Origin of the sequence: Gordonia sihwensis NBRC 108236 (genome assembly GCF_000333035.1) — a bacterium.
Classification (GTDB): domain Bacteria; phylum Actinomycetota; class Actinomycetes; order Mycobacteriales; family Mycobacteriaceae; genus Gordonia; species Gordonia sihwensis.
The window spans coordinates 1-12433 of sequence record NZ_BANU01000033.1; the positions used below are offsets into that span (position 1 = coordinate 1).

A 12433-nucleotide genomic window follows, 5' to 3' on the forward strand; every position below is an offset into this window, starting at 1 on the left:
GGGAATGAACCGCTACGCGGTGCCTCACACCGAGAAAAGCGCTCGGTGTTTGTGTTGTTCCCACCATTCTTTTTAACTCGTCGCTGCGCTACAAGGGCGTGACTCCGGTCGCTGCGCTCCCTCCGGCCCTACGGGCTCGAAAACAATGTCCACGCGGTCGCTGCGCTCCCTTATTTCGCGGACATTCTTTCCGCTCATCCCTTTCCGCTCCACTCCTCGCTAAAACGATGGCCGGTAACAACACAAAGCCGCCACATCAACAGTTTGGAAGGTATCGCCATGAATCAGCCCACCGACACCGCAACGAAAAGTCGGCGGCGTCCTCGCGCGCCGCCGCCAGCGCCACCACACCGACCACCGTCAGACAGAGCGGCACACAGGACCTGTGCCGACCAACGATGAAAGGCCAACCATCATGGCTATCAAGATCAGCACCGACACCGACATCGTCACCTCCGCAGCCGGAGTCATCGGCTTCGCACCGCGCGAATCCATCGTCACCATAATGCTCACGAACGACCAGCAGATGGCCTTCACCGCCCGCCATGACATTGCGGACAACAAGCTGCACAATGTCGGCGCAGTCGGCGAGAGTCTCGATGCCCAGTCCGCGATCGTCGTCATCGTCTCCGAAGAACTCGACGCGGCCGACGTTGAGCAGCTCGCCGCCCAGGCCACCACCGTCTACGCGGCCCACGGCATCGCAGTCGTCCGCCGACTGCACGCGCCCGTCATCCAGTACGGAGCCCGCTGGACCAACCTCGACACCAAGGACACCGGACTCGTCGACGATCCCGACGCGTCGACCGCCGGACTCTACAGCCGACTGACCGGAGGAGCGCCCACCGACAGCCGCGAGACGCTCGTCGCCGACATCGAGCGCACCGTCGCCGAATACACCGGCGACGACTACGCCCGCATCACCGCCAGCCGAGCACTCGACGAACTCAGCACCGTGATCACACATGGCACGCCGACCGAGGTCGCACCGGACGAACTCGCTAAGAGCCTTGCGACCTACTCGCGCATGGGAGGGTTCCGCGACGCAATCCTTCGTCTGGCCCTCAGCGAACGTGGCGCCGCCGCCGAGGCCCTCATCGAGCTGGCCCGGCACCTCCGAGGACAGGACCGCGCACACCTGCTCACCGCAGCAGCCGCTGCGATCTACCTCACCGGCAACGGAGGTAAAGCCCGAATGCTCCTTGACGCAGCCAGAACCGCCGCAGACGGTGACTTGCTCGGCATCGGCATGATCCTCACCCGCGTCCTTGAGAGCGGGATCCCGCCGGAGATCCTCGCCGAGGCCATCGCCGCCACCGACTAGGCAGCAGTGAGCCGGTGGTCAGACCAAAACGGCCTGACCACCGGCATCGCCGTCCACACCGCGCGACGCCCACGACACATCGACGCCCACCACACCCGACGCCGCCGAACCGAAGGCGCCAGCGAACACCGCTGGAACAGACGCGACCGCGACCTCTACCTCAGACATCATGAATCCACCCTACGTCCGCACCCCACAGCGACGCCGCCCCATCGAGGGGCAGGCGCCCGCACCGGACGCGCCGCACGCCAGCGGCAGCCGGTAATCCCTGCCGGACCCGCGCCACGTCTGCCCGTTCCTGACGCCTCCGGCGTCCGAGACGGCCCGTCCGATGCCGGCGACTAGCGTCACCTCACCCATCGGAACGAACCGGCTTCGCCGGTGCGGCCCCTTGCCAACCCCACGCGAGCGACGGGGTTTGTTGTGAGGCCAATTCTTTTCACTTCGCTCACTCCACGCAAGGGCCTGACTCCTCGCTACGCTCGTCGGCCCTACAGGCTCGAAACAATATCCACGCGCTCACATACGTTCGCTTATTTCGCGGACATTCTTTCGCTCACACCCTTGCGTTCCGATCACTCAGTAAACGATGGCCGGCAACAACAAATCCCCACCCACCAACAGTCAGGAATAACCCTCATGACCCAGCGAACCACCACCGCGCAAGAAACGATCGAAATCGACAACAATATGCCGCGCGGCCTGCGCCGATCGCTAACCGAAAAGGACACCACCATGTATGCCCCGGCCGTCATCCCCAACGACCTCGCCAGCACCTACACCGGAATCTTCTGGACCGCCGCCAACAACCTCACCGGCCACGACGACGACGTCATCACCGCCGCCACCCGCGCAGCCGCCGTCAACGAACACCATGCACGCATCATCGAACAGCTCGCCGTCAACCGCGCCCAGAAACTCCACCCCACCAGCATCGACCCCCACAACCCGCCGACCCGCTGGACCTGGTGGCAACACCACCTCTCCCGACTGCAATCCTGGACCGTCCTCGCCACCCTCGCCGACGAATACGCCAGCCACGACGACCACCTACAGGGCCTCCGCAGCGGCACCTGGCAACCCGCACCCACCACCAACGAATAGCCCCAAACACCCCAAGAAGAAGGCGAAGTACGACGTCGAAGAAAACAAAGTAACCGCCCGACGAATCGACATATAATCGTTGCCTAAAATACTCGAATAAGCCTAGCAATATCGCGCGTACTCGATTATGATGAAAGAAACGAACACGGCTCGACTCGCACTAGATCAGGATACGAAACAATGAGCACAGAGACCCCTACCATCACCGTCTACACAAAGCCCGCATGCGTGCAATGCAACGCCACCTACAAAGCTCTCGACAAGGCCGGAATAACCTACGTTGCCGTCGACATCTCCACCAACGACGACGCCCGCGACTACGTCCTTTCACTCGGCTACCTCCAAGCCCCCGTCGTCGTCGCCGGAGACGACCACTGGTCAGGGTTCCGCCCCGACCGCATCAAGCAGCTCGCCGCCGCATAACCCACCGCAAGGCCAGAAGGGACCACACCATGACCGGCACCGACCACGACGCGCACCAGCCCGCCGACACCGTGCCGGCCACCACCAACGAGGAAGACGACGACATGACCGCGACCCTGGAGCATCCCGCACTCGAGACCGTCCACGACGCCACCGACACCCTCGTCGGCCTCCCCACTGACCTCGACGACATCGACGCCCAGATCCACGCCGAACTCGACTTCCTTACCTCCCTCATCTGGTCGCCGGCCACCGCGGCCGCCATCCACGCCCTCGTCGGCGACCACCAGCACCGCGACAGCACCGGCGGCTACCCGGCCGACCGAATCCCGATGAATCATCCGTTGTTTCTCAGCCCGATCCACGGCCGGATCTTCCGGACTGTCGTCGAGCTCGTCGACGAAGGCGCGCCCGTCACCCCGCAGATCCTCATGACCCGCATCGGCACCACGGACCGCGCCGCCCGCCAAACCCTCATCACCATCGCTGCACCCACCGGCCACGGCCCACTCCCCGGCGGCAGCGACGTCCCGTACCTCAGCCGCGGCATCGTCGACGCCTACTACCGCCGCGGCTACACCGCACTCCTCGCCCGAATGCAGATCGCGCTCGAGGACGCCGACACCGACGACCTCGCCGGCCACTGGACCACCCTCACCAACCACCAGCAAGCAGCCGAACGCCGCCGGTTCGCCGTCACCGACGCCCTCGCCAAGCTCTGATCCAGCAGAAGGAGAAGACCGATGAACGCCCGCCACCTCGACCACATCACCGAACACCATCCACGGCAGCAGCTGCATGTCCCCTACCTCCTGCTGCACGGACCGATCACCGACCGCAGCCCCGCCGCCGACCTCCACACCGAGCCGTCCGGCCGGGTCACAGTCCGCCGGCACCCGGTCAACCGCGCCGACTTCATGGTCCGCATCACGTGCGCCGGCCACCCCGACCCCGTGTGGACCAACGCCGGCAACCTCGCACACCGCCGCTGCGACGACTGCCTCGACATCTGGACCGACCGGGCCGCCGAAGCACACGAGATCAGCGGAACCGCCGACGCCAGCCTCTACGCGCTCACCGACCTCACCACCACTGTCGCCGGCCGCCGAGAAGCCTTCCTCCTGCACGCCAACGAACTCCCCGACTCCTGGTACGAGGACGAAGGAGACCAGTAATGGCCACCCCAACGACCTCACAACAGATCCAGGACGAGGACGACGCCGCGCGCCTGCGCCACGAGGGACGGTCCTGGTCCCTCGTGGCGCAGGCCCTCGGCGTCACCACCGCGACCGCCAAACTCATGGCCGCAGCCAGCGACCAGCGCGCGACTGACCGAGCCCAAGAACATCAGATCGCACTGTTCTGACAAGACCGACGAGAAGAGGACCCGGCTATGGTTTCAAGCCCGACATATACTGGACACCCAAACGAAGGGGGAGCCATGACCACGAAGAAGCGTGTACTCAGCGTGCAGGAGTGCCGTGCTCGGGCAGCAGCACTGCCGGAGGAGTGGTACAGCGCCAGTGCTTCCGCAGCCTCAACGATGGCCGGCATGCCGCTGACCACTGAGGACTTCGACGCCCTGCGCAGGATGCGCAGCGGGGAAACGACCTTCGCAGAAGAGCGCGACCGCATCTTGTCGGAGACCCGACAGCGCACCGCTCAGACACGTCAGGCCAAAGCCGAGTGAGCACAGAAGACCCCAACGACATCGAGGTCCCGGCCAATAAGGTCGGGGCCTCGACTGTTGAAGAACTCGAGGCAGTCGAACGCCTCGCAGCAGCGAAGCGGATCATCGAACTCGACTCCTACGACTACCTCGACCGCGATGACTACGATCCCGGGCTGCGTCCAGAGGTTCTGACTGCACTCGAAGCCCGACGCTTCGACGTCAGCTACCTCCAGGCCATTCACGCCTACATCCTCCAGGATGTCTACGACTGGAGTGGACAACTGCGTGTGGCCGGGCAGCACACATTCGCAATGGGGATCAAGCATGCACCACCTGAAGTTATGCGTCAGCACCTTCCCCTGTTGGAATCCGATATTGCCTTGGATCGCCCGGACCTCGACACCCCAGCCCAGCAGGCGCTCGAAACAGCAGCACATCACTGGTCGCAGATGACCTACCTGCATCCTTTCGTCGACGGAAACTCCCGCTCCCAGCGCGTGTTCTTCAATGAGTACCTACGCGACGCCGGCTGGGACATCGACTGGAACAAGGTCGACGCCGGAGCGGTCCACGCTGCTCGCCACGTCAGTCTCGTGTTCAACGACCCGACCTACCTCGCGGCCCAACTTGATCGCGGTCTCGTCGGGTTCGGCGACCCCGCAGCGGTTGGATCACTCGGCGAACTAATGCAAGTCGAGTACGCGCGCGACAAGAAGTCAGTCGAAGACATCTACTTAGCGATGTTCGGGTACGCCGAGGAGGCAACGGCAGACAACGGTCGAAACGGATACACCTTCATCAAGGACTACGCAGCCGCTCAGCGGCCGCAAAGTGCTGCTGAACGCGCCGCCCGACTTGCGTCGCGTGGCACCAGCCGTACGTCTCCTACGACCCAATCATCGCGGAGCAACCCGATACCGAGCTCCCGGCCGACAGGAAGTTCCGAACGATCTGGCTGGCGGCACTCATCATCCCCTGAGCGCTAGTCCCCGCTCTCTAAGCCGCTCCTCTCTTCGCCATGATCGTTCAACAGCGCATGCACACGCTGGCGGCTTACCCCGAGCGTGGCCCCAATCTCCGGCAGCGATATTCCCTGGTTCCGCATGAACTGCGCCAGCGCCAATCTGGACCGCACCGACTCCCTATTCGCGGCCTTGAGTGCGGTGTCGGCGGCTTCGACGTCGCCGACCAGCCGAGCAAGGTCCGCAGGCCACCGAATCGACCTCCCCGATTCCTCAGCGAGCATCCGCACCTGACGTAGTGAAACACGCCCCACTCCGACGACGAACCAGCCGTCGCCGGCCCGCTCCACGATGATCTCGCCCATGACGTTCATCGAAGACCTCCCGCCCACATCTGTCAATAGCCTATTGACGGGCGAATTGGTGTCCGACTACGGTACGTGGTACCCAGCTCTGCCTCCGGGAGGTGAGAAGGTGGTTCCCGCAACGATTTGGACGGTCGAAGTAGAAGGGGACCACCCCGATGGATGAAACACGCCCGGACCTGGCAGCCAGGGACGAACTAGGAGGTAGGCACGATGTTGAACGCACTCGAGACACTGCGGGGACAGCTGATCGAGCAGGAGATGCCGACGGACAAGATCGAGCAGGAGCTCGAGGCCGCCGAAGTGCAGATCGCGACTCTGATCACCGAGCACACGCACCTGCTGAACGCACAGTGGAGGCGGGACCACCCCGGCAGGCAGCCGACGTTCCCGGAGTTGCAGAAGCTGCACAAGCGGGCTCGGATGATGGGCGAGGAAGTGTTTCTGGCCCAGTTGACCGAGATGCCAACGGATCGGGAGGAGCCGGAGCCGGAGCTGCAACAGTCGCGCACGACGAATTGGTGGCTCGACGAGACCCTCGAACCGAGCGAGCAGATGCAGGAGTTGGCCGATCTACTGTGGCCGGACCGGACGGTTCGGTTCCGGGTGTGGGCGGCGGATCTGCTCGAAGCGCGGAGGCTCGACCACCTGCCGGTGCCCAGCAGTCCGCAGGACGCTCTCGCGGGCGACGTCGCGGACGAGGTCGATCGCGTACTGATGACAATCAGCTCTCAATCTTCGACCTAGACGACTACCGCGCCCCGAGTAATCCGGCGCTGGCCGACCCTGGCGGCACCGTTTTGCCACCGGCCGACGGGAGGACACTGCCTACAGTCGATCAGGACGAGCCTGGCGTGCCGATGTCCCAGTGGTCGACGCGGAAGGTCGAGATGGCCCGGCGGCCCGACGGAAGCATGGTCGCTGTTGACGCCGACACGACTGTGGCCGGGTTAGAACCGGATCCTGCTCCACTCGACGAGGCCCGCGCCGATCACGACCAGGACACTCGCTCATCGACAGCCTCACCGGTCACGACGGAGCACTCGTCTCGACCCGCTGCGGCAAGGTTCGTGCATCCAGGTCACCAACTCGTACCCACCGGAGCGAAAGCTCGCGCGCGTGCCAACATCGCCGCGGTGCAGATCGTCCGCACCTGCCGTGAGGAACAGCGACCAGCGACGCCTGCTGAGCAGGACGTCCTCGCTCAATGGTCAGGATGGGGCGCGATTCCGGAGATCTTCGACGAATCAAGAGGCGAATGGGCCGCGGACCGAGCCCGGCTACGCGAGCTGCTTGGACCCGACGAGTGGGCAGATGCCCGTGCTTCCACGCTCAACGCTCACTACACCGACCCTGCAATCGCCCAAGTCATGTGGGATGCGCTGCAGAGGGCTGGATTCGAGTCTGGCCGAGTCCTCGAACCCGGCGCCGGATCGGGTACGTTCATCGCGCTCGCACCCGAAGACGCGGTCATGGTCGGCGTCGAGAAAGACCCAGTGACCGCTGAGGTAGCGCACTTGCTCAATCCCCATGCGCAGATCCGTCTTGAAGGTTTCGAGGTCACCAACGTCCCTGAGCGGAGCTTCGATGCGGTGATCGGCAACGTGCCGTTCGGGAAGTTCTCGGTCCCCGACCCAGTGTGGAACCCGCACAACCACTCGATCCATAACGCATTCCTGATCAAGAGCTTGCACCTGACAGAGCCTGGCGGGTGGGTCATGGCCATCACTACTGCCGGAACGCTTGACGCGCAGAATCGGCGTTCCCGTGAGGCGCTCGCTGAGCTGGCCGACCTCGTAGGCGCGGTCAGGCTGCCGACTGACGCCTTCAAAGACGTCGCCGGCACCTCGGTAGTCACTGACATCCTGATGTTCCGCCGGCTGGACAGTCCTCGACCGAAGTGGGACAAGCCTGCATGGATCGACACCACCGAGGTGGACGTTCCTGCGGCCGACGGAGGCCTGGAATCGGTGCGGATCAACGCCTACTTCACTGAGCCCGAGCATCGCGAGCACGTGCTTGGCACGCTCTCGGTCGGCCGCGGCCTCTACCGTGACGGGTCGCTGACTGTCAGCGGCCGCGACGCCGACCGACCGCTGGCCGATCAGGTCCGAGAGGCGCTCACAGACGTCGTCGATCGCGCGCTACGGCAGGGCGCCGGACACAGCCCGCGGCCACGAACGGAAGATCAGATTCACAAGTTCGCTACTGGTCTCGGGACGCCGGCGACTCTGTATGCCGATCAGGTCACTCCCGGTCATATCCGCTATGACGTCGAGCGCAACGTATTCGAGTCGGCGGATTTCAGTGGCCAGTGGCAAGAACTCACCATGCCCAAGTCCCGGATGAAGGAAGCGCGGCACCTGCTACGTCTCCGGGATCTTGGAACCGAACTGATCGCTGAACAGACTTCGGAGGCGAGCAACCCGGATCGTAAGGCGCAGCTTCGCAACGAACTAAATGCAGTCTACGACGCGTACCACTCCGCGTACGGTCCGATCAACCGCTTCGCAGTTCACGGCGGCCGAGCGCGGACACCAGAGGAAGCCGCCGAACGGCTCGCAACGCGAGTGCAGAAGTGGCGGGTGGCCAACCCTGAGACTAACGGCCGGCCGTGGCAGGGCGAGCTGCCCGAGGACACGCTCGCTGCGCTCACAGAAGAAGCATGGGCCCCGACCTCGGTAAGCGTGCGACAACCACATCTGGAAAAGCTGCGACGCGACCCAGGTCTATCGGTAGTGCTGTCTCTGGAAAACTTCAACGAGGATGACCAAAGCGCGCGCAAGGCGGACATCTTCGTACGCGATGTCGTTGTCGCACCCGAACGCGCCGAACATGCCGAGTCCTCCGCAGACGCCGTCGCGATCACGATGGCGGAGAAGGGGCGGGTCGACCTTGAACGGATTGGCGAGCTCCTGGGTCTGCAGGACCACGACGAGATTCGTACCGCCCTCGGCGACACGGTATTCATCTCGCCTGACGGCACAGGGGATCTCATTCCGGCCGAGCATCTGCTCACCGGCAACGTACGCCAGCGTCATACACGATTGACAGAACTAGCCTCGGCGGCCGAAGACACAGTGCTTGCCGGCGAATACACTCGCGCCGCCGCCGCGGTCGCCGAAGTCATCCCGAATGACCTCGCTGCTACCGACATCGGCCAAGTGCAGCCAGGAGTGACGTGGGTATCCCTCGAGGACTACAGGCAGTTCATCGTCGAGGCTCTCGGAGGCCCGAGCGACACCACCGTTGAGCGTGCGGCAGGTAGCTGGGTAGTTACCGGGAGCCCGTATCGATCAGACCGCGCCCGCTACGAGAGCGAGTTCGGTGCGGAAAGCCGGGACTCGCGCAAGTCGCTCAACGCAGGCCAGCTGTTCCAGAAGCTCCTGAACCAGGAGCCGATCAAAGTCAGCAACCCGCAATCGGAGATCGAGGCCGGCGCGCCACTGGTGGATCAGGAAGCAACGATCCGAGCACAGGTGCAAGCAGAGAAGATCGCGGCTGAGTTCGGTCGCTGGGTCTGGTCAGACCCAGAGCGCAGCACGAGGCTGTTGCGCGAGTTCAACGACCGCTTCAATTCCTTCGTCCCGCCCGCGTACGACGGTTCGCACCTGACGCTGCCGGGACTGTCCCCCGACTTCGAGCCCCACCCCTACCAACGGGCGGCAGTCGCACGCATGATCGCCGAGCCGACGGTGCTCCTCGATCACGTTGTCGGCGCCGGCAAAACGGGATCGATGCTCATGGGGGCGATGGAGCTCAAACGTCGTGGTCTCGTCTCACAGCCGTGGCTCGTGGTCCCGACCCATCTGATCGAGCAAATGACGCGCGAGTCCAAGCAGTGGTACCCGGCAGCGCAGATACTCGCAGGCCGCCGCGGAATGACTGACGAAGATCGCCGGCAGTTCGTTGCGCAGACCGCGGTCAAGGAATGGGATCTGGTCATCATCCCCGCGAGTGTGTTCGAGAGGATCAATGTTCATCCGGACCGCAGACGTAACCACCTCGAACGCCAACTCGTCGAACTCGGCATCGAACTGGACCAGAAGCTCGGCAGCGGATCGACCGCGACGATCAAACGGATCGAGCAGGCGAAGAAGACTCTCGAGAAGCGCATAGCGAAGTTGCAGACCCTCAAACTCGACGATGGTGTTCGGTTCGAGCAGTCGGGATGCGACTACCTGATCGTTGATGAGGCACACGGGTACAAGAACCGCCAGCGGGTCGCGTCGATTGACTCACTGGCGCACGTAGGATCGGCAAAGGCCGAAGACCTAGCGATGAAGCTCGACCTGCTACGGGAGCGAGCGCGACACAAAGCCCTCGCTGAGGGACGATGGCTCGTCCCCGGTCAAGAGAAGGTGGCGACCTTCGCTACCGGTACACCGATCGCCAACAGCCTCGCTGAGGCGTGGGTGATGCAGTCCTATATGCGACCGGACATTCTCGCATCAGCCGGCGTCGCATCAGTCAACGACTGGTCTGCGATGTTCACCAAGACCACCTCGCAGACTGTCACCAACGCAACTGGAACACAGCTCCGCGTGGTCTCCAGCGTCAACTCGTTCAGCAACGTCCAGTCGATGTATGCACTCTCCGCAGTATTCTCCGATGTCGTCGTGCGCGACCAGGTGCCGGCAAACCTTCCTAAGTTCGGCGCCCGCAAGATGATCCTCACCGAACCCGGCCAGGAAGTCCGCGACTTCATCACCGACCTCGAGTACCGCAGCGATCACATGCCCGATGATCCGCGGCTCGACAACCCGCTCAAGGTGCTCAACGACGGACGCAATGTCGCTCTCGACCCCAGACTGGTCGGACTCACCCCATCCGAAGATGGCCGAACTCGCGCGGAAGCAGTCGCTGAGACTGTTGCGGCGATCCACCATCGAGACAACGAGCGCGTCTACAACGACGGAGCGGGTCAGCCCTCACCGATCCCGGGATCACTGCAAGTCGTCTTCTGCGACCGCGGTACTCCGAAGCCCGGTGGACAGTGGTCGGTGTATGACGCGGTCCGCGGCGAGCTGGAGCAGCGCGGTGTGCCGGCCGAGCAGATCCGCTTCATCCACGACGCCGTCACACCGGCCCAGCGGAACCAGCTTTTCGACGACTGCCTTGCTGGCCGTGTGCGCGTTCTCATCGGGTCCACCGAGCGCATGGGAACCGGAATGAACGTTCAGCGCCGCCTCGTTGCCCTCCACCACATGGACGTGCCGTGGCGCCCAGCGGACCTGGAACAGCGCGAGGGGCGCATCATCCGCCAGGGAAACCAGAACGATGAGGTCGAGATCTACAGCTACGCCACAGCTGGAACCACCGACACAATCATGTGGGGCAAGGTGGAGGCGAAGGCAGCGTTCATCAGCCAGTACAAGCAAGGGCTGATCGACAACACCGCGGACGTCGCCGACATCGAGGAGCAATCCCTGACCGAGGCCGCCGCGGCCACGAAGGCCGCGGCCACCGGTGACGAGCGGTTCATGCGAATGGTCGAGTTGCAGAACGACGTCGACCGCCTCACTGCACTCGAGAACACTTTCCGGGACGCTCAGAACCAAGCGCGCTTCGACCTTCGCACCCTCGAGAAGAAGATCCCCGCGCTGTCGGCGAGCATCAAGGTCGTCACACCCCTAGCGGAGTCGATACCGGACTGGGACGCAGCAGGGCGACCCCTCACCGTCCTTGGGGCTGGCGAACCCGCGGCGCATCCAGAACGCCCTGAACGAGGTGAGGCGTTACTCGAAGCGATCCGCTTCCGCTGGATGGGTCTGAAAGGAATGGGCGCCGGCCACTACAAATCGATCGCTGAGTTCCCCAGCGGTGTGCAGCTACAAATGTCGCGGCCGGCCGATGGCGAAGATATCCACTTGCGGCTGTTCGGCGGTGCACTCGACGAGCCGATCTGGATGCGGAACCTCGACGCCGACAGCACACTCAAGTCGACCTCCCTGTCAGCTACCGCGAGCGGAATCTTGACTCGAGTGGAGAATGCTTACGCCGTCATCGCGACCCGGCCTCAACGACTCCAGCACGACTTGGAGCGGGCGATTAGCGACAAGGATCTGGCCGCGGTACGCGCCGACGGAGTCTTCCCCGATGCGGATCGGCTGACCGGACTTCGTGTCGAGCTGCAACAGATCAAGATGGCGATCGAAGCGGCACAGAACTCGCCAGAGGAACGAGCGCGCCGCGAGGCTGCCCAGCTTCGCCTGGCCAGCAGCGGGCGAGAACCCGGATGGAGTCTGCAATGGAACCCCACCAAGCAGATGCTCGAGGAGTCGCCATGCGACTCGGTCGATAGGTACCGAGCAGCAGTGCAGATTGGCGAAGCTCGCCGATCAGCGGAATGGCACCGCACCCACGCTCCTGACGGCAGAGAACTCACCCCGTCCGAGATCGCCGCGAATGTCGCCCGCCGCGGTCTCAAACCGATCGGCCCGGTGAACTCCAGACCCCAACCACCAACGCAGAGCACACGCGACGCTAGTCCCAACCGTTCAACCCAACCGCGCGAACCGGGACTGGAACTGTAGAGCTACCCACCAGATGGAGGCGGTCACCCTGCACAGGGTGACCGCCT

General features: G+C 63.8%; 12 protein-coding genes. 10 read left to right on the forward strand and 2 right to left on the reverse strand.

All coding sequences use genetic code 11. The annotated features are described in order from the left end of the window. The first annotated feature begins 415 nt into the window (after positions 1-415). Positions 416-1324: a DUF4192 family protein gene (locus GSI01S_RS16340; protein WP_039867934.1), complete on the forward strand. Its 909-nt coding sequence runs from the start codon at positions 416-418 to the stop codon at positions 1322-1324. An 18-nt stretch (positions 1325-1342) separates the two neighbouring features. On the opposite strand, the gene GSI01S_RS20205 is transcribed toward GSI01S_RS16340, so the two are convergent. Continuing rightward, positions 1343-1495, reverse strand: coding sequence for a hypothetical protein (locus GSI01S_RS20205; protein WP_156150526.1), 153 nt, complete (start codon positions 1493-1495; stop codon positions 1343-1345). Positions 1496-1963: 468 nt separating this feature from the next. Between GSI01S_RS20205 and GSI01S_RS16345 the strand changes: the two genes are divergently transcribed. From GSI01S_RS16345 to GSI01S_RS19600, 7 genes are all read left to right on the forward strand, one after another. Next, on the forward strand, positions 1964-2428 hold the full coding sequence (locus GSI01S_RS16345; RefSeq protein ID WP_006897723.1) for a hypothetical protein: 465 nt from the start codon (positions 1964-1966) through the stop codon (positions 2426-2428). 180 nt (positions 2429-2608) lie between these two features. Beyond that, positions 2609-2851: a glutaredoxin-like protein NrdH gene (nrdH, locus tag GSI01S_RS16350; RefSeq protein ID WP_006897724.1), complete on the forward strand. Its 243-nt coding sequence runs from the start codon at positions 2609-2611 to the stop codon at positions 2849-2851. Between the two features lie 29 nt (positions 2852-2880). After that, entirely contained in the window at positions 2881-3573 is a 693-nt protein-coding gene (locus GSI01S_RS16355; RefSeq protein ID WP_006897725.1) for a hypothetical protein, read from the forward strand. A gap of 21 nt (positions 3574-3594) precedes the next feature. Next, positions 3595-4026 (forward strand): hypothetical protein, encoded by a 432-nt coding sequence (locus tag GSI01S_RS16360; protein ID WP_006897726.1) that lies wholly within the window; start codon positions 3595-3597, stop codon positions 4024-4026. After that, on the forward strand, positions 4026-4217 hold the full coding sequence (locus tag GSI01S_RS16365) for a hypothetical protein (protein WP_006897727.1): 192 nt from the start codon (positions 4026-4028) through the stop codon (positions 4215-4217). The genes GSI01S_RS16360 and GSI01S_RS16365 overlap by 1 nt, the downstream gene beginning before the upstream one ends. A 75-nt stretch (positions 4218-4292) precedes the next feature. Beyond that, on the forward strand, positions 4293-4541 hold the full coding sequence (locus GSI01S_RS16370) for a hypothetical protein (protein ID WP_006897728.1): 249 nt from the start codon (positions 4293-4295) through the stop codon (positions 4539-4541). Next, complete coding sequence (locus GSI01S_RS19600; RefSeq protein ID WP_006897729.1) at positions 4538-5509, forward strand: Fic/DOC family protein; 972 nt, start codon at positions 4538-4540, stop codon at positions 5507-5509. Before GSI01S_RS16370 ends, GSI01S_RS19600 begins: the two co-directional genes overlap by 4 nt. Here GSI01S_RS19600 and GSI01S_RS16380 read toward each other — a convergent pair. Further along, positions 5506-5859 carry a hypothetical protein gene (locus tag GSI01S_RS16380; RefSeq protein WP_006897730.1) on the reverse strand — a complete coding sequence of 118 codons (354 nt, stop codon included), beginning with the start codon at positions 5857-5859 and terminating at the stop codon, positions 5506-5508. The genes GSI01S_RS19600 and GSI01S_RS16380 overlap by 4 nt on opposite strands. A gap of 204 nt (positions 5860-6063) precedes the next feature. Here GSI01S_RS16380 and GSI01S_RS19605 point away from each other — a divergent pair, with 204 nt between their 5' ends. Together GSI01S_RS19605 and GSI01S_RS16390 are read left to right on the forward strand one after the other, a co-directional pair. Continuing rightward, the gene (locus GSI01S_RS19605) at positions 6064-6597 is read left to right on the forward strand and encodes a hypothetical protein (RefSeq protein WP_006897731.1); all 534 of its coding nucleotides are present in this window, start codon (positions 6064-6066) and stop codon (positions 6595-6597) included. 389 nt (positions 6598-6986) lie between these two features. Further along, positions 6987-12386, forward strand: coding sequence for a helicase-like domain-containing protein (locus GSI01S_RS16390; RefSeq protein ID WP_157225332.1), 5400 nt, complete (start codon positions 6987-6989; stop codon positions 12384-12386). Positions 12387-12433 lie beyond the last annotated feature (47 nt).